This window comes from Acinetobacter vivianii (assembly GCF_014635885.1).
GTDB classification, from domain to species: domain Bacteria; phylum Pseudomonadota; class Gammaproteobacteria; order Pseudomonadales; family Moraxellaceae; genus Acinetobacter; species Acinetobacter vivianii.
Window position 1 is genome coordinate 310,236 of sequence record NZ_BMDR01000001.1, and the last position, 14,551, is coordinate 324,786.

Sequence of the window (14,551 nt, forward strand, 5' to 3'; positions counted from 1 at the left end):
TAAACTCAAAGCCTAAACCGAGTTCCATTCACAGGTGATTGCTATTTCAAATCCACAGAGCTCTATAGACGCTTTAATTATCGTTGATATGCAAAAAGCTTTTGTATCAGGTGCAGATGCCGTACCTGCATCCGAGCAATTGATTGTTTCAATTGGTACTTTAATTACTAAGGCGAGGGCTGTGCACGCACCAATAATTTTTCTGCAAAATGACGGAGAAGTTGGGACGGCAGATGAGCCTTATCAAGTGGGTTGGGAGTTATTCTTTGCTCCTGAGCCTCATGAGTTCGTGGTACGAAAAAGTGAGGACAATGGTTTTGAGGGAACATCACTCCAGCACATTTTAGATGATCTTAGAGTTCAGTCTTTAGTCATCTGTGGTGTTTTATCAGAAATGTGTGTGGCTGCAACAGCACGTGCTGCCTTAACACGAGGTTATGCAGTGTTGTTACCACATGATGCCCATGCCACATATGATGTTCCCGCAGGACCAGGATCGGAAGCTGTACCAGCTGCTATGGCGGCTAGAGCAGCCGAGTGGTCGCTGGGTGATGAGATTATGATTTGTGCATCAGTGGATGAGGTGGGTTTTATCAAAAGCAACGATTATTAAACATAAGCAGATGAAAAAATTAAAATTAACAGATTATCATTCGTCCATTTATTGACTCTTTAAAGTTAATATCACTCAATAGCTTACAAATTCTTATTTTGCATATGCTTTTTTTATGACTACTGTACCTGCCATAAAGTCATGAATAGCCCGTTTTCTTTTATTAAAAAGTAAAACAATAAATTCACTCCACCACCAAATTTGGCTTAGGGTACTCACCAAGCTATACCAAGCTGGATATAAAAGAAGAATGTATTTAGCTCGATCAGTAAAACCTGCATTTAAGTATATTTCTGGATCAGCATATTTCAATGCAATAAGTTGAGCTGTAACTGCGATCAAAGAAAGACAGATCTCGACGGAAGATCTTAATAAAGCTTGTTTAAGGTTAATCTGAGTTCCATCAGGACATGTGATTTTTATACCAACCGCCATTTTTCCGAGAGTAGCTCCAAATCGGTAATGGAAGTAAATGACATAAGCAGAAAATAATAAGCTTGAAACAACTAATGTGATCATTGAGCTGGTTATCGATATACTTTGAGTAATATGGACGATAAACATTAGAGGAATCATTAATAGTGAGTCCATAATAGCAGCGGCTAGACGTTTCCAAAATCCTGCATAGACTTTGTGATTATCTATTTCAATTGGTAAGAAATCCATTTTCCCCTCAAAATAATATTATAAGTTAATATGGAAAATTATAATTAAATCAATATTTTTTAATAGACTTGCTTTGATATTAAGCAATACGTTTATCTAAAAAAACCGCTCTTTCGAGCGGTTCTAAATATTCTCTTATTTCAGCGTAATTTTACTCCATGATTAATATCTATAATACGTAAAATCTTTATATATCAATGGTTTTTATAAATTAGCATAAAAAACATATAATTATGATAATTTTTATTTAGCTTTATTGCACTTGGTTTTGCTCTTTATTGCTTTTTTTATAAGTTTTTTTACGCCTTGATTTACGCCACAATTGTTTTGACAGTTTAAGGTGTAAAAAATGGGTACAGTTACATTAAGAGAAAGCGCCAATGGTACGGTTAAATACCGAGCCGAAATTCGCATCAATCGTAAGGGCTTGCCATCATATAAGGAAAGCAAAACCTTTACATCTAAAAAGATAGCAAAAAACTGGCTCATCAAAAGAGAAGCTGAGATTGAGCAAAATCCAGAAATATTATTGAATAAAGGTATTGCTACAGCTGACTATACGTTAAAGCAAGCAATAGATAAATATCTTGAAGAGGTTGAAAATGTCTATTGCAGATCAAAAATAATTTCCTTGAAACGGCTTAAAAAATTTCCACTTGCGAAGTGCAAAATTCAAAATCTTACCTCAGAGCAAATATCCAATCATGTTAAATTGCGTAGGAGAGGATGTGAAGAATTGGGTTATCTACCAAACAAGCCTATTTCAGTTCAAACAGAAATGCTTGTGATTAGAAGTGTGTTGGTACACGCATCGGTTATGTGGAATATACCAGTTGACCTTAATACATTCGACCGTGTCACTGCTCAGATGAGAAAAACAAGACAGTTGGTTATAAGTTCATCGCGAGATAGACTTCCTACAGCTAAGGAACTACTAAAATTAACTAAGTATTTTTATGAGAAATGGAAAAAGAAAACTATAGCTAATACTTACCCAATGCACTTGCTAATGTGGTTTGCTATTTTTTCTTGCAGACGTATTTCCGAAATTTGTAGATTGGATTTGGATGACGATGATAGCTATAACCAATCATGGCTTGTTAAGGACTTAAAAAACCCGAGAGGTTCAAGAGGTAATAATAAAGAGTTTAATGTCCTTGATCCATGCAGGACTATTATAGAAATCGCAAAACGTCCTGAGTATAGAAATCGCATGTTAGAATTAGGGTATAGCGACAAGCTACTTTTCCCAGTGAATGTAAATACTTTGGCAGCAGAATTTAGAAAGGCATGTAAATTTCTAGGGATCGATGATTTAAAATTTCACGACCTGCGTCATGAGGGATGCACACGACTTGCTGAACAGGGTTTCACAATACCTCAGTTGCAGCAAGTCAGTTTACATGAATCATGGAAATGTCTACAAATATATGTATCTGTAAAAAAACGGAAAGATACGCCTCAGATTGAAGATGTGCTACATCTTATCGGTGAAACGTAGCGTAGTCTTTTAATGCCATTTCATGGCGTTTATTAATCATCACAGCCAATTCACTAATATGTACAAAGTAGGGAGATTTTTGGCTTCCATCTAATCTAAAACAAGGGAAAGGGAATTCCTGTTTATTAGCACGCTCATAAACTACTTTTTTAGTGAGGTGAGGATAGTAGTCTTGACAAACATCATCAAGCTGAACAACTAGGGCTCTATACTTCATAAATAAGTAATCTTCAGTTGATAGCTGCATACCCATATCTATCCTCCAAAACACACATCTTCAGCAAGATCACAATAGTGCTCATACTGACGCTCTACATCACCTATAAAGTCAATCATAATTTCCACCCCTTGCTGCTTCTACATCATCATTCTCCAAAAACGTTGTGTCATTCCACCAATTTTTATTGTCTTGAAGATACTTAGTGTGATCTTCTTGAGATCCGTTCCATTCTTCCAAAGTGATCGCATCTGCAATTGATTGCCCTACAGTATGGAATACCTGCAAAGCTTCTTTCTTAAGTCGATGGACCAACTGCTTACCAATCTTTTTGGTAGGAACTGGGTGCAAAAGCTCTGAATCTGGTTCTTCTGGAATATTTACTGCCCATAGGTTTTCAATTTTCATGTATTCAGCTCCAACAATGGCCGCAATTACGACATTCTGCTTGGAGGCCAGGGCCTGCATGGTTTGCTCCAAATGAAATCAGACTACTTCCACATTTAGGACATTGAATATTTGAATTAAATTCAATACTGGTGATTTTCACTTTATTTTTCTCCAGGTGGCTTCTTTTAACTTTGCATTGGCTACGTGGGCCAGAATTTCAGATTCATTCACATTATCGAAAATGTGCGCCATGTTGCCCCCGAACACTGTTAGTGTTCGGGTGATGGTGGAATAGTTGAATTTCAAGATGCCTGGCCCTCATCGTTGGCTGCACTTTCAAGCTGTAGGCGGCGGGTATTAACGATGCGCATCATGTCTGGCTGTGCAATCGGATCTAGTCCGCCAACATCTATTTCAAGTGCATCCAAAGTTGTAAGATCTGGGGCAGTCTGGATCTTCACCATTAATGATGGTTCAGCTTTAGATTGAGTATTTTGGAACTCTTGCAAGCGGCGGCTGATAGCGCGTAACAATGGTTGACGTTGGTCTTCTGTCCATGACTTTGTATAGCGGACGAGGGCATTAGCTTCCTCAGGTGTTTTAGTCTCAGGAAGTCTTGCGAGCAATTCTTGCAATTGGCCATTCCATGCTGCAGTCTCTGCTTTTACCTTGTCAAAGTAATGTCCACCTTCATTCGGGATGATGATTTCTGGTGATTCTGGCTCTAATTCTGTTAGAGCGGGAATGCATGCAGCTAATAATTCCAATTTTGCAGACTTGGCAGTATTGATAGCTTGAATTTGATCATCATTAAAACCGAACTGTTCGATACCAGAACAAACTGTTTCAACCTCATCGGCATCAACACAAGTAGCGATGGCATCAAGAATTACATCTTTATGCGCTTCGATTTCCTTTGCAGTAGGGCGTTTACTTGTCTGTTTTTTCTTGGTGTCAGGTACTTCATTAACTGGCAATGCTAGATCCAAACCTAAAAAGGTGTGATAGGCCTGCATCTGAAGTTTTGCATTTTCCTCGTCACGCTGGACTACACCACAACGAATGAAATTCATCACATCAGAGCTATTATTAAATTTAGTCTTGTGGATTTCAGCACATGGGAAAATACAGACATAGATCTCTTGACCTTTTTCTAGTTCATCGATTGTGCATGGCTTGGTGAATTTAATCCCAGCCAATTCCAACATTTCTAATTGAATGCAAAATTCATAATTAGGCAGACCAAAAACGGTCGCTGGCATTTGGTCCAGAGTACTGAAATCTTTATCTGCATGAAGAACACCATCACCAGCGTAACGACATAATACTGTTTTACCTTTTTGTAGAGCTGCAAAAGCCTCTTGGGCATTTAAAATATTATTCATAGCCGTGTCCTAGTGATGCATCTGGTTGTTTTGTTGATTTTGAACTTGCGAAGGCATTGGTAATTCCCAGCCTTGTTGGTCGGCACGTGCTTGGCATGCCTTTCTGATACCGGCATAAAAATTAGTGCCGTTAAACGTACTCAATGCCTTTTCTAAAGTAGCGGGCTTATTCGCTTTGCTGATAGATACCAAGGCATCTTGAAAACGCTGGCCCATAGACTTTTGAACAAGCTGATTCTGTTGCTGAGATGTGTTTTGGTTTTGTTGGTAATTCCCGCGCTGGTTATTCTGGCCATTCGCATTTTGTTGATTTTGGCCTCTGCTTTGCTGGTTATTTTGACCTTGTGCACCAGTTTGTTGCTGGTAGGCATCAGTATCAGCATCTTGGGTATCATCAATTAGGAATAAGCCATTTAATGCATATTTACGAGCATAAGAACTTGATGCACCAAAAGTTTGAGCAACATCCATTCCTTTTTTATTGATGTCTACACCAGCATGGGCAGTTACAACTATTTGTTTACCAGTAGCATCTGTAAATACAGCTTTGGCAGTAAGGACCACAACAGATCCGATCTCTTGAACTTCATCTGTAAGGACCAGACTTGCACCGTGTTGTGCTAAGTATGGTTTAACGCCCTCAAGAATGTCCTCAAGGCTGCGGTAATGAAAGTTACCAAATTTGTTGAATTTGCTCTTTGGTGCTTTTAATTCTTGCTGAATGGTGCTTAACACATCCAATTCAGCAGACTGATTTTGTTGTTGTGACATGACAATCCCCTTAATTAGATCGTGCGTTGTGGTAAGCGGTGCGCTGGTTTGCGCTATAACGTGATGTTTGGCTGTTACGTGCATTACGTTCCTTAGAACGTTGTTCATTAATGGCACGTTTTAATTCACGCTTAACCCAAGGAATAGACAGTTCATCCGTGGTAATTTGACGAGGTTCAGAATCTTTATCGTCCTTCACTCGAACTGTGTACCAGTCGAATGCCAATTCCTGTGCACCGCCAAAAAAGTCATTATCGAAATCAGGCGTATAGTTCAAAGAAACTTTGGCCATGAAGATTTTTTTCATACCAAGGCGAACGTGGTAAAAGCCTTGCGCATCTTTAAATAAGAACTCGCGGAATGGGGTGGTATATTTAGTAATGTTCATGATCACCCCCGAACCATACGGTTTTTTTCGATATGGGCCGTGATCACTGAGATCATGTTGCGGATGTCGTCAGCATTGGTGAAATCGTTATAACTGCCGCCACTTGGAGTTAAGACACGGTCAACAGCCAAGTTATAGATAAATACAGCTTCGTCATTGCTACCAAGTTGACCGTTATCATCTGGTACCAACTTAAAATCAAAGCTTGTGTACACACGGAAGCCATCAAGATTTACTACGGCTTGGCCAGTGCTATCAGAAGTAATTTGAACTGCTAATACGCCATATGTAGATTGCGTATTTGCATAGTTGTAAGCAGGGGCTAGATCAACTGGCTTGGTTACAAGAGCATAAGCGCCCGATAAAGTACCAGCTGTAATTGCCGCCAAAGCACATCCTTTAAGCAAAGACTTGCCAGAGACGTAGCTACGGTTGTGATTTAAAACATTTTGTTCCATAATGAACCTCATGTAAGTGAAGAGCCCCGTCCAGTCCGCCAAGATTTTTCGGGGCTTTTTGCCGTCTACGAGAAGAATTATGCATATTTGCATTATTTAATGCAATATTTAATTATGCATATTTGCATTATTTTTTTTAAAATGCATAAAAAAACCCACTATAAAAGTGGGCTAGTACTATTTTTTTCTTAACTATGTCGTGTTTTCGATCTGCGTCTTGATTTATACATATAGCGTATTGAATCCACCACCTCCCCAATAAAGACACAATGTTCATCCAATGGAATAATGTTAGGTTTAAAGTCTGGGTTTAATGCTTGTAAGTAACGAGAATTATCAGATTCAATGACTAACTTTTTAAAGGTAGCATCATCAAATCTTCTAACAACGATGATATCTCCTGACTGCATATCTCCATAATACACATCAGGATCCACCAAAATATAATCTCCCTCAATGAATGTCGGACTATTACTAACCCCTTGAACTTTAAGATAGAAGCAATTTGTGCATTCATCTGGAAGTGGTAACCATTCTTCTATTTGGGATAAATCAACTGCAGCAACATTCGTAAACTCACCAGCTTGCACCCACGATAATACAGGCGCTAATTTTGCGTAACCTGGTTGTAAGTTACTGGAAAAATTAATTTCTTTGGTTTTTCTACTTGTATCTTCTTTACTTAAGTCTTTTTCAAACAAGTCACCAACATCAACACCTGCCCATTTAGCAAAGGGTGCCAGAGTTGAATATCTTGGATTTTTAGTTATTCCATTCTGAATCCGAAAAAGTGTTGATTGTTCAATTTCAGGATGGCTTTTCTCAAGTTTAGTCGGGTTGGTGTCAAATTTAGTTAACAAGTATTCGATGTTCGATTTTAAAAGACTCATAAATAAGTACCAATCGGAATGCATTACTATTTTATGCAAATAATCATAATTTTTTTAAAATAACTCACATTTGCATTGACAGTTATGCAAGTTTGCATAAAATGTAAATGTGCATATAACTGGAGATTCTTAATGGTGCAATTGACCTTGCAAGAAAAAATTAACTATTTGCTTTCTAGAAACTACACCCAGCAGTTCATTAGTGAAAAAAGTGGAATTGAACAGAGTTCAGTTTCCAGAATTAGTAAAGGGATACAGCGAAGTGTGAAATATGAAAAAGGTTGTGCCCTTGATGCTCTAGTCCAGCAAGAGCAACACAAAGAGGTACATCTATGCAGAACTTAAATGCACAAATTAAACCTAGTGAAAAATTACTTGAGCCGATGACAACACGTGTTCCTGTTGAAGTGAAATTGATAGTTGACGATTTGGCAGAAGGTAATCGGGCGAAATGGATTAGAGAGGCCATTGAATTAAAGATTGAAGTTGATTTGGGTCAATCTTTAAGCGAAGCGAAGAAAAAATCAAAGAATACAATGAATTCAAGCGAATACATGAATGTATTCAAAAATCTATTTTCTGTATTCCAAATAAGCAAAAAGCCCGATGTGCGAGATCGAGCTTTGAGCAGTGTTCATTAATTTTTGGAACCAAAGAACATGACCAATATATCAAACAGCACATTATCAAACAAGCAGCAGCTTGCAGAACAGAAACAAATCCAAGCTACACAGTCTTGGTATGCGCCATCTCTCGAAGTACTTGAAAAGATGCTGGATAAGCGCCGTGCAAATTTACGTAAGCGCAATGGTGACGAAAAACAGGCAGCAGTAACCCGTGATGAGTTTATTGAACATCTGCATGACTTGAAAGGTATGAATTTATGGCAGGCATCGGAAGTGGTGGCAAGCCTTAAACGTGCTGGGAAGATTAAATGCTTTGGGCGATTTATCCAGATGGGTGATCAGGACGGTGAACAATGACAGTAATCCCATTACCCAAAAAAATAGAAACTGAGCTCGGAACAGAAAAGCTCTGTATCGAATGCCAAGATTATTACCCATTGGACGATGAATTCTTTTGGTTTCAATGGTCCAACCGCAACGGAAAAAAAGTGAAGCAATATTCTGCAACTTGCAAAGCTTGTTATGACGTTCGCTATAGACGTAGAAAGTATAAACAAGGTGGTGCAGCATGAGTTTAGATGCATCAATTTGGGCGTGGAAAACACGTCAGAAACAGAAAAGGGGTGGAGCACTAAAGCCTCTTAAAAAGCTAGTTTTACTCTCACTGGCAGATCGCGCTGGTGAAGATCATGTTTGCTATCCAAGTATTGCCCGTCTTGTTGAAGATACTGAGATGGATCGTAAAACTGTACTCAAAATTATAGATGAGTTAATTGAGGACGGTTTGATTGTTGATACAGGTGAGCGAAAAGGCCGTACAAAACAGGTAAAAGTTTATAATTTGATCGGTGTTAAAGGCCGAGAAACAGTACCAACAACGGTACTCTTTGATGATGAAAATGAGGATTTAAAGAGTACCAACAATGGAACAGTTCCATCAGTGGAACAGTTCCAACAATTCCATGAAAGAGTCCCAACAATTCCGTTAAAGAGTCCCAACGTTGGGACACGGAATCTACCAAAGAACCTCCCATTAGAATCTAAAAATAAAAACCAATGGCTTTGTTCAAAAAAATTGAGTTTGGAAATTGCTCAAGCAAATCCTGAGATCGATACAAACGAGATCATCTCATCGACTTGGTTCAACCGTGAGCTAAGAGCGTTTGAATTATTCAATGCTGAAAAGAGCATGTGTGATGAACTCATGATTTACCACTTTGCAAACTGGTTACTTGAAGCGAAAGCAAAACAGGATCGTTTGAAAAACTCATCTCAACCAACCCAGAAGCAACCAGCTAAATCCAAGAATACTTTGACTGACAAACAAAGATATTTCTTTGCAAGTAAGTTATCCCGTTTACCTGAGTTCGGTAAATATTCGGAAGGCAACGAAAGCTATGAGCAACTGGCTAAGCGTTTGGAGTCAATGCTTAAAGAACCTGAAAACCTCAAAAAGTGGGCTGAGTACCTGATCAACATCAGCAACGAACACAAGGGGAATGCAGCGTGAAGAAAGTTATCAGCTTTAGCGGTGGACGTACTTCAGCTTACTTAGTTCATCTTTTTAAATCAGATCCAGATGCTCACTTTGTATTTATGGATACTGGAGCTGAACATCCTGCTACATATCAATTTATCAAAGACATCGTAAAGCATTGGGGAATTAATCTTGTTTGCCTTCGTGTTGTTGTAAATCCGCAGATGAAGAAGGGTGTTAGCTACAAAATCATTTCTCTTGATGACTTAAAACAGGACTTAGAACCTTGGAAAGACATGCTTAAGAAGTATGGTAGTCCGTATTACAACACTCCTTTCTGCACCGCAAGAATGAAAACTGAACCATTTGAAAAATATTGCGCAGAAACCTTCGGGAAAAACTTTGAGCGTTGGATTGGGATGCGAATTGATGAACCAACACGATTACCAATTGAGGTATTAGAAAAATTAAATTTGCCAATACATAAAGATGCGAAACACCAGAAAGAAGGGTTTCGTTATTTAGCAGAAATTTGTGAATTTGAGAAAGATGATGTTCTGGATTGGTGGGAGCAACAACCTTTTGATTTAGCAATCACTGAGCATCTTGGTAACTGCGTTTTCTGTATTAAAAAAACATTAAACAAAGTAGCGCTTGCTGCAAAAGATGAACCCGAAATGGCGATGAAATGGATCGGTGTAACCGAAGGTCCAGACGTTAGATCCGAAGGTCGTAAATACAATCACCATCGCATGTATCGAAAACGCTTACATATGAGCGATGTGGTTGAAGCATTTAAAGACCGTGATCGTGATGAAATGTACAAAGCATTACGAAGCAGCAAACGATATGAATCGGGATCTTGTTCTGAATCATGTGAAGCATTGGTGTAATTAGTTTATGACCTCAATGACCATCGCCCAGTACCGTGAAGAAATCCTTAAGCTGTCTCGTCAGCCTAAGTCTGCTAAACGCAACAAGTTCAATGCCAGTAAGGTCGAATGCGATGGTATGACCTTTGACAGCAAAAAAGAGTACAAGAGGTACATCGAGCTCAAGGCTATGCAGCAACGCGGAGAGATTCACGGCCTAGATCATCACACTAAGTTTGAACTGGCACCAAAAACAAAACTAGAGAGGGAGAAGCGGGCAAAGCCAGCAGTTAGATATTTTGCTGATTTCACATACTACATAGCGGATAAATACATAGTTGAAGATGTGAAGTCAGCAGCAACTAGAAAGTTACCAAGTTATCGCACTAAAAAGCACTTTATGAAAACGGTTCACGGCATTGATATTAAAGAGGTATGAACAGATGAATGCAATCACAACAAACAAAACTATGGACTGGTCTAAGTACACAATTGATGGATGGTTAGAACAGTTCGGTGCTTGGTGTGAAACTGTGCGCATGAAAAGTGGGGATTTACCCGATGGTTTGCATATCAATCAAATTTACTGGTTGATGCGTGAGGCAGGAAAGAAAATTCCAAAAGGCAAGTCTTACATTCGTTGTGAGATCAATGATTATGAAGCTGATCAGATACAGTCTTTGCTACGTAGTTTATTAAATTCAGAAAATACAGACTTCACTACAAAGTTTGCTCTTATGTGTTTGATCAAGAACAAGGTAGAGAATAAAGGTTTAGGGAAAGTTGCTCAAGAAACAAACCAATCTAAAGCTCAGGCTGCAATTATGGTAAGTTGTGCTAGATTCTATATTGCAGGACATGATAAAAGGTTGAAAAACTGAGTTGGAATTATGAAATCAATAGAGTTACCATTCAAAGGTCTTGATAAAGAGCATAAAAAAGACATTAAAAACTGGTTAGAAACTCTAGGAAATGCATCATATTTTAATAGTGATGGAGATGTGACAGTATTTCTTTTATATCCAAGCAAATTAAATCAAGAGGACTGTTTACATCTTGAGGAAACACTGAAAAATCATTATAAAATAACCATTTATTCAGAGTTTGCTATGTGGGATTGACTGTCTAGACGGATTGTGGCATATTTCTGTTATAGTGGACGAAGTTATGGTAATCCACTAAGTACTTAAAAGCTCATCGAAAGGTGGGCTTTTTTGATTAATAGAGATATGATAATACAAATATAATTAATCCTGAATTTGCATATGAGTTTTTTTAAAAAAATTTATCTGGCTATTTTTAATAAAATTGTCTTAAAAAATATATTTTTGATTTTTACATTTTCATTATTATGCATGTTGTCATATTTTGTTCTAGATAAGGGAAAAATAAACGGTACTGAATTTGTTGCATTAGTAATTGCATCAATGTTTGTTTGTCTAATTATCAATTTCTTAAGTGAGATTCAAGAACTATCTATTGGTGGGAACCTAATTAAGTTAAAACAAGCAAAAGATGAAGTTAATGAAGCAATAGAGACATTGCGTGAATCTAGGATTCAAACTTTTGGGCTAATGTTAGGAAAGTCTTTAGATTTTTCGGGTGGATGGGGAACCATTTGCTTAAAGGATGAAAGAGCAAAGAATTTTATTGATCTGTATGCTCAAATTGAAAAATCAAACGCAATAGATATTTTAAAAGATAGGATTAGGCATGTTGTTCATATATTGATTGAGAATCACTACCAACAAATCATGGGGTTAGATTCTAAATTACGGACATGTCTAACTAATGAGCTCTCACAAGGATACCCAACTCCAAGTAAGGTACTTCTCTTAATAGATGACCAAATGATTCAGAATTACATGGCTTATGTTAATCGTAGTCGCGAAGACGTCGAAAAAGAAATAGACGAGGCGATTAAACTTTATGGGGACCTACTGAAAATTAAAAGTAAGATTGAATCATAATTAGTAAACGCTAACCTCCTTCGAGAGGTTTTCTTTTATGCCCTGCACGTGGTTGGGCTTTTAAAACTCTACCCTCACTCGTATTAGCGCAGTGCGAGTCAACTGGCCGAGCGTATTTCGGCACAAGAAGCCCCGCTGACACACATGTTATTAGCGGGGCTTTTTACTTTATGTGTTAAGCTGTGAATCATAATTTAACGGATAATTATGATAAATATTTGTATTGGTGGTGATCTGGACGGTGTGGTTGTGACTAACCGAGAAGGGACCTATTTTGAAGCAAGCGAAATTGATGCTACCAAGAAATCATCATATAACTGCCAGACATACATTGTTGAAGGTAAGCCATACAGGTTTTGGCTATGTGCTGAAATGCCATATGCCGAAACAACAGTAATCGCCAATAAACATTTGGCTCAAAATATCCATATCTTTCATAAATTTTAATAATGAAGCTCACAGAAATGTGAGTTTTTTTTCTCAAATGCTATAATAACCCTATATATTGGGGGGTTAAATGAATATTCTAGATTACGTGGTTATAACGCTTGCACCTTCCCTGACTTTGGGAGGAATTCTATATTTAGCTAAAAATTGGTTTCTTGAGCGTTTAAAAAATAGCATAAAGCACGAATATGACATTTCGCTGGAAAAGTTAAAGGGTGTAATAAAATCAACCCATGATAAAGAATTAGAAGATCTGAAAGCATTCTTAAAAAAACAGACAGATATTAATTTAGAAGATTATAGATTTCAGATAGAGATTAGAAAAAAATGGCTTGATGACTTTAAAAACCTGTGTTCCATCTATTTAGGCGCAGTAAAAGAGAACGTTGATCGAACGAATAAATATATAGTAGATCACGACTTTGCGCTTGGTAATGTTGATGAGGAATTCAATATTTTAAAAGAGGCAATGAAAGATGTTGGTCAGTTATATGCACAGTTAAAACTGATACAGTTTAAAATTGAATTATTAATAAATGATTGTGGAAAGTATGGTGAGGAAATAAATAGAAATATGTGTTTTATAGAAAATTGGATAAGAACTGAATTAGATGACAATTTTGCAAAGAGAATTCCTCTAGATTTTGGGTCTGAAAAGGTTCTGTTACTTTCAGCTCAAACCGATTCATTTAAAGCTAACGTAAAAAAATTATTAGAAGAAAAATCAACAAAACTTTAATCTAAATTTAGGAGAGGCCACCTATGGGTGGTTTTTTTATGAGTGAAATTGATGGATATTTCAAAATATTTTGCTCTCACCAGAAAACAACCACCCAAAACTAAACCTAAAAGCAAGCCGCTACCGAAAGCCAAACAAGCTTATTTAGATACCTTTGGAGATTTGGAACGTGCTTTACAGATATTAGAGATAAAGTTTGAAAAATTATTCCAATTCAAATCAACAAAACACTGGCGTTACGACTTTCACCTTATTGAGGATAGGATCTTAATTGAGATTTCTGGTGGTCCTTGGTCTGGTGGCCGTAAAGGTAAATTGGCAAATAAAGCTTGGAGTCTTGATAAATATGATCAAGCTTGGGAGAAGGGTTATACGGTTGTAAGGATTGAATCATCTACTCGATACAAGATTGATGAATCAGGACTAACGCAGATTGAAGCAAGCTACGCTGACCAGTGGCTTAAAAGTATAAAAAGGCAGAGATTTAATGAGCCAGATTCGACCATTTCCACCAATGGAATTGATGGATAAAGCAGACGAGGAAGAAGCAATACGCCTTGCACCTGCACCAGATCTTATGGATTGGGTGGTAAAGAACTTTTTAACCATTGGTGGACCACTACATAATCCAGACCATGACCATATTGCTGAGCTTATCCATGACAGTGAAGAATTTTTGGCATTTGCATGGGCATCATCCGCTTGTGTAGCCAAAAAGCGTATGGTCCTTGGCCAGTGCGAAAAGGTGATGTTTAACCAGGGTGGTTGGCGTAAAGCCCGACAAGAGCAACAGATGCGAGACTGGTTCGGTTATGTGCCTGTTTACCTCATCACTATTGACGCCAGTTTTTGTGAACAGGCCAGTGATAGTGAATTTTGCGCATTGATAGAGCATGAGCTTTACCACATAGGCGTAGAACAGGATGAGTACGGCGAGCCTCTCTACAGTGATATGACAGGCTTACCAAAGCATTATCTTGCTGGCCACGATGTAGAGGAGTTTATAGGCGTGGTCAAACGTTGGGGAGCGAGCGATAACGTTAAGCGACTTGTAGAAGTGGCGAAGCAAACGCCGTTTGTATCAGAAGTAAATATTTCCAAGTGCTGTGGGACATGCATTATTGGTTGAGCTGGTTGGCTC

23 protein-coding genes and 1 pseudogene are annotated in these 14,551 nt (G+C 38.0%); 16 read left to right on the top strand and 8 right to left on the bottom strand.

Going from position 1 to position 14,551, the window contains the following annotated elements:
- Positions 1 to 34: 34 nt before the first annotated feature.
- Positions 35 to 613 (top strand): isochorismatase family protein, encoded by a 579-nt coding sequence (locus tag IEV36_RS01490; protein WP_005257458.1) that lies wholly within the window; start codon positions 35 to 37, stop codon positions 611 to 613.
- Positions 614 to 706: 93 nt separating this feature from the next.
- Here the strand turns inward: IEV36_RS01490 and IEV36_RS01495 are convergent, their stop codons facing one another.
- Entirely contained in the window at positions 707 to 1,279 is a 573-nt protein-coding gene (locus IEV36_RS01495; RefSeq protein ID WP_005257461.1) for an RDD family protein, read from the bottom strand.
- 349 nt (positions 1,280 to 1,628) lie between these two features.
- Between IEV36_RS01495 and IEV36_RS01500 the strand changes: the two genes are divergently transcribed.
- On the top strand, positions 1,629 to 2,780 hold the full coding sequence (locus tag IEV36_RS01500; RefSeq protein WP_005257462.1) for a site-specific integrase: 1,152 nt from the start codon (positions 1,629 to 1,631) through the stop codon (positions 2,778 to 2,780).
- On the opposite strand, the gene IEV36_RS01505 is transcribed toward IEV36_RS01500, so the two are convergent.
- From IEV36_RS01505 to IEV36_RS01535, 7 genes are all read right to left on the bottom strand, one after another.
- Positions 2,764 to 3,033: a pyocin activator PrtN family protein gene (locus tag IEV36_RS01505; RefSeq protein ID WP_005257464.1), complete on the bottom strand. Its 270-nt coding sequence runs from the start codon at positions 3,031 to 3,033 to the stop codon at positions 2,764 to 2,766. The genes IEV36_RS01500 and IEV36_RS01505 overlap by 17 nt on opposite strands.
- Positions 3,034 to 3,108: 75 nt before the next feature.
- A complete protein-coding gene (locus IEV36_RS01510; RefSeq protein ID WP_005257465.1) occupies positions 3,109 to 3,465 on the bottom strand; it encodes a hypothetical protein in 357 nt (118 codons plus the stop codon).
- A gap of 224 nt (positions 3,466 to 3,689) precedes the next feature.
- Positions 3,690 to 4,772, bottom strand: a complete 1,083-nt coding sequence (locus IEV36_RS01515) for a hypothetical protein (RefSeq protein WP_005257466.1) — start codon at positions 4,770 to 4,772, stop codon at positions 3,690 to 3,692.
- Between the two features lie 9 nt (positions 4,773 to 4,781).
- Positions 4,782 to 5,543 carry an ERF family protein gene (locus IEV36_RS01520; RefSeq protein WP_005257468.1) on the bottom strand — a complete coding sequence of 254 codons (762 nt, stop codon included), beginning with the start codon at positions 5,541 to 5,543 and terminating at the stop codon, positions 4,782 to 4,784.
- Positions 5,544 to 5,553: 10 nt separating this feature from the next.
- On the bottom strand, positions 5,554 to 5,931 hold the full coding sequence (locus tag IEV36_RS01525) for a hypothetical protein (RefSeq protein ID WP_005257469.1): 378 nt from the start codon (positions 5,929 to 5,931) through the stop codon (positions 5,554 to 5,556).
- 2 nt (positions 5,932 to 5,933) lie between these two features.
- Positions 5,934 to 6,389, bottom strand: a complete 456-nt coding sequence (locus tag IEV36_RS01530; RefSeq protein ID WP_005257471.1) for a hypothetical protein — start codon at positions 6,387 to 6,389, stop codon at positions 5,934 to 5,936.
- 188 nt (positions 6,390 to 6,577) lie between these two features.
- The gene (locus IEV36_RS01535; protein WP_155757682.1) at positions 6,578 to 7,279 is read right to left on the bottom strand and encodes a LexA family protein; all 702 of its coding nucleotides are present in this window, start codon (positions 7,277 to 7,279) and stop codon (positions 6,578 to 6,580) included.
- 132 nt (positions 7,280 to 7,411) lie between these two features.
- On the opposite strand from IEV36_RS01535, the gene IEV36_RS01540 reads away from it, so the two are divergent.
- From IEV36_RS01540 to IEV36_RS01605, 14 genes and pseudogenes are all read left to right on the top strand, one after another.
- Positions 7,412 to 7,624: a hypothetical protein gene (locus IEV36_RS01540; RefSeq protein ID WP_005257474.1), complete on the top strand. Its 213-nt coding sequence runs from the start codon at positions 7,412 to 7,414 to the stop codon at positions 7,622 to 7,624.
- A complete protein-coding gene (locus tag IEV36_RS01545; protein ID WP_005257477.1) occupies positions 7,612 to 7,920 on the top strand; it encodes a hypothetical protein in 309 nt (102 codons plus the stop codon). Before IEV36_RS01540 ends, IEV36_RS01545 begins: the two co-directional genes overlap by 13 nt.
- Before the next feature lie 18 nt (positions 7,921 to 7,938).
- Positions 7,939 to 8,262, top strand: coding sequence for an HAD family hydrolase (locus tag IEV36_RS01550; RefSeq protein WP_005257480.1), 324 nt, complete (start codon positions 7,939 to 7,941; stop codon positions 8,260 to 8,262).
- Positions 8,259 to 8,477, top strand: a complete 219-nt coding sequence (locus IEV36_RS01555; RefSeq protein ID WP_005257482.1) for a hypothetical protein — start codon at positions 8,259 to 8,261, stop codon at positions 8,475 to 8,477. The genes IEV36_RS01550 and IEV36_RS01555 overlap by 4 nt, the downstream gene beginning before the upstream one ends.
- A complete protein-coding gene (locus tag IEV36_RS01560; RefSeq protein ID WP_005257483.1) occupies positions 8,474 to 9,415 on the top strand; it encodes a helix-turn-helix domain-containing protein in 942 nt (313 codons plus the stop codon). Before IEV36_RS01555 ends, IEV36_RS01560 begins: the two co-directional genes overlap by 4 nt.
- Positions 9,412 to 10,275, top strand: coding sequence for a phosphoadenosine phosphosulfate reductase domain-containing protein (locus IEV36_RS01565; protein WP_005257484.1), 864 nt, complete (start codon positions 9,412 to 9,414; stop codon positions 10,273 to 10,275). The genes IEV36_RS01560 and IEV36_RS01565 overlap by 4 nt, the downstream gene beginning before the upstream one ends.
- A gap of 7 nt (positions 10,276 to 10,282) precedes the next feature.
- Positions 10,283 to 10,693 (top strand): DUF1064 domain-containing protein, encoded by a 411-nt coding sequence (locus tag IEV36_RS01570; RefSeq protein ID WP_032863894.1) that lies wholly within the window; start codon positions 10,283 to 10,285, stop codon positions 10,691 to 10,693.
- 4 nt (positions 10,694 to 10,697) lie between these two features.
- Positions 10,698 to 11,135, top strand: coding sequence for a hypothetical protein (locus IEV36_RS01575; RefSeq protein ID WP_005257486.1), 438 nt, complete (start codon positions 10,698 to 10,700; stop codon positions 11,133 to 11,135).
- 9 nt (positions 11,136 to 11,144) lie between these two features.
- Positions 11,145 to 11,375 carry a hypothetical protein gene (locus IEV36_RS01580; RefSeq protein ID WP_005257487.1) on the top strand — a complete coding sequence of 77 codons (231 nt, stop codon included), beginning with the start codon at positions 11,145 to 11,147 and terminating at the stop codon, positions 11,373 to 11,375.
- Positions 11,376 to 11,519: 144 nt separating this feature from the next.
- Positions 11,520 to 12,224 (top strand): hypothetical protein, encoded by a 705-nt coding sequence (locus IEV36_RS01585; protein WP_005257488.1) that lies wholly within the window; start codon positions 11,520 to 11,522, stop codon positions 12,222 to 12,224.
- Positions 12,225 to 12,434: 210 nt separating this feature from the next.
- A pseudogene (locus IEV36_RS01590) lies at positions 12,435 to 12,664 on the top strand (hypothetical protein).
- Between the two features lie 77 nt (positions 12,665 to 12,741).
- The gene (locus tag IEV36_RS01595; protein WP_005257490.1) at positions 12,742 to 13,410 is read left to right on the top strand and encodes a hypothetical protein; all 669 of its coding nucleotides are present in this window, start codon (positions 12,742 to 12,744) and stop codon (positions 13,408 to 13,410) included.
- A gap of 51 nt (positions 13,411 to 13,461) precedes the next feature.
- Positions 13,462 to 13,941, top strand: coding sequence for a hypothetical protein (locus IEV36_RS01600; protein ID WP_005257491.1), 480 nt, complete (start codon positions 13,462 to 13,464; stop codon positions 13,939 to 13,941).
- Positions 13,898 to 14,539 carry a putative metallopeptidase gene (locus IEV36_RS01605; RefSeq protein ID WP_005257492.1) on the top strand — a complete coding sequence of 214 codons (642 nt, stop codon included), beginning with the start codon at positions 13,898 to 13,900 and terminating at the stop codon, positions 14,537 to 14,539. Before IEV36_RS01600 ends, IEV36_RS01605 begins: the two co-directional genes overlap by 44 nt.
- Positions 14,540 to 14,551 lie beyond the last annotated feature (12 nt).

Excerpts from the sequence above, each read along its gene's own strand:
- IEV36_RS01495 (WP_005257461.1), bottom strand. The coding sequence starts at position 1,279 with ATGGATTTCTTACCAATTGAAATAGATAATCACAAAGTCTATGCAGGA.
- IEV36_RS01500 (WP_005257462.1), top strand. The coding sequence starts at position 1,629 with ATGGGTACAGTTACATTAAGAGAAAGCGCCAATGGTACGGTTAAATAC.
- IEV36_RS01505 (WP_005257464.1), bottom strand. The coding sequence starts at position 3,033 with ATGGGTATGCAGCTATCAACTGAAGATTACTTATTTATGAAGTATAGA.
- IEV36_RS01510 (WP_005257465.1), bottom strand. The coding sequence starts at position 3,465 with ATGCAGGCCCTGGCCTCCAAGCAGAATGTCGTAATTGCGGCCATTGTT.
- IEV36_RS01515 (WP_005257466.1), bottom strand. The coding sequence starts at position 4,772 with ATGAATAATATTTTAAATGCCCAAGAGGCTTTTGCAGCTCTACAAAAA.
- IEV36_RS01520 (WP_005257468.1), bottom strand. The coding sequence starts at position 5,543 with ATGTCACAACAACAAAATCAGTCTGCTGAATTGGATGTGTTAAGCACC.
- IEV36_RS01525 (WP_005257469.1), bottom strand. The coding sequence starts at position 5,931 with ATGAACATTACTAAATATACCACCCCATTCCGCGAGTTCTTATTTAAA.
- IEV36_RS01530 (WP_005257471.1), bottom strand. The coding sequence starts at position 6,389 with ATGGAACAAAATGTTTTAAATCACAACCGTAGCTACGTCTCTGGCAAG.
- IEV36_RS01535 (WP_155757682.1), bottom strand. The coding sequence starts at position 7,279 with ATGAGTCTTTTAAAATCGAACATCGAATACTTGTTAACTAAATTTGAC.
- IEV36_RS01540 (WP_005257474.1), top strand. The coding sequence starts at position 7,412 with ATGGTGCAATTGACCTTGCAAGAAAAAATTAACTATTTGCTTTCTAGA.
- IEV36_RS01545 (WP_005257477.1), top strand. The coding sequence starts at position 7,612 with ATGCAGAACTTAAATGCACAAATTAAACCTAGTGAAAAATTACTTGAG.
- IEV36_RS01550 (WP_005257480.1), top strand. The coding sequence starts at position 7,939 with ATGACCAATATATCAAACAGCACATTATCAAACAAGCAGCAGCTTGCA.
- IEV36_RS01555 (WP_005257482.1), top strand. The coding sequence starts at position 8,259 with ATGACAGTAATCCCATTACCCAAAAAAATAGAAACTGAGCTCGGAACA.
- IEV36_RS01560 (WP_005257483.1), top strand. The coding sequence starts at position 8,474 with ATGAGTTTAGATGCATCAATTTGGGCGTGGAAAACACGTCAGAAACAG.
- IEV36_RS01570 (WP_032863894.1), top strand. The coding sequence starts at position 10,283 with ATGACCTCAATGACCATCGCCCAGTACCGTGAAGAAATCCTTAAGCTG.
- IEV36_RS01575 (WP_005257486.1), top strand. The coding sequence starts at position 10,698 with ATGAATGCAATCACAACAAACAAAACTATGGACTGGTCTAAGTACACA.
- IEV36_RS01580 (WP_005257487.1), top strand. The coding sequence starts at position 11,145 with ATGAAATCAATAGAGTTACCATTCAAAGGTCTTGATAAAGAGCATAAA.
- IEV36_RS01585 (WP_005257488.1), top strand. The coding sequence starts at position 11,520 with ATGAGTTTTTTTAAAAAAATTTATCTGGCTATTTTTAATAAAATTGTC.
- IEV36_RS01595 (WP_005257490.1), top strand. The coding sequence starts at position 12,742 with ATGAATATTCTAGATTACGTGGTTATAACGCTTGCACCTTCCCTGACT.
- IEV36_RS01600 (WP_005257491.1), top strand. The coding sequence starts at position 13,462 with ATGGATATTTCAAAATATTTTGCTCTCACCAGAAAACAACCACCCAAA.
- IEV36_RS01605 (WP_005257492.1), top strand. The coding sequence starts at position 13,898 with ATGAGCCAGATTCGACCATTTCCACCAATGGAATTGATGGATAAAGCA.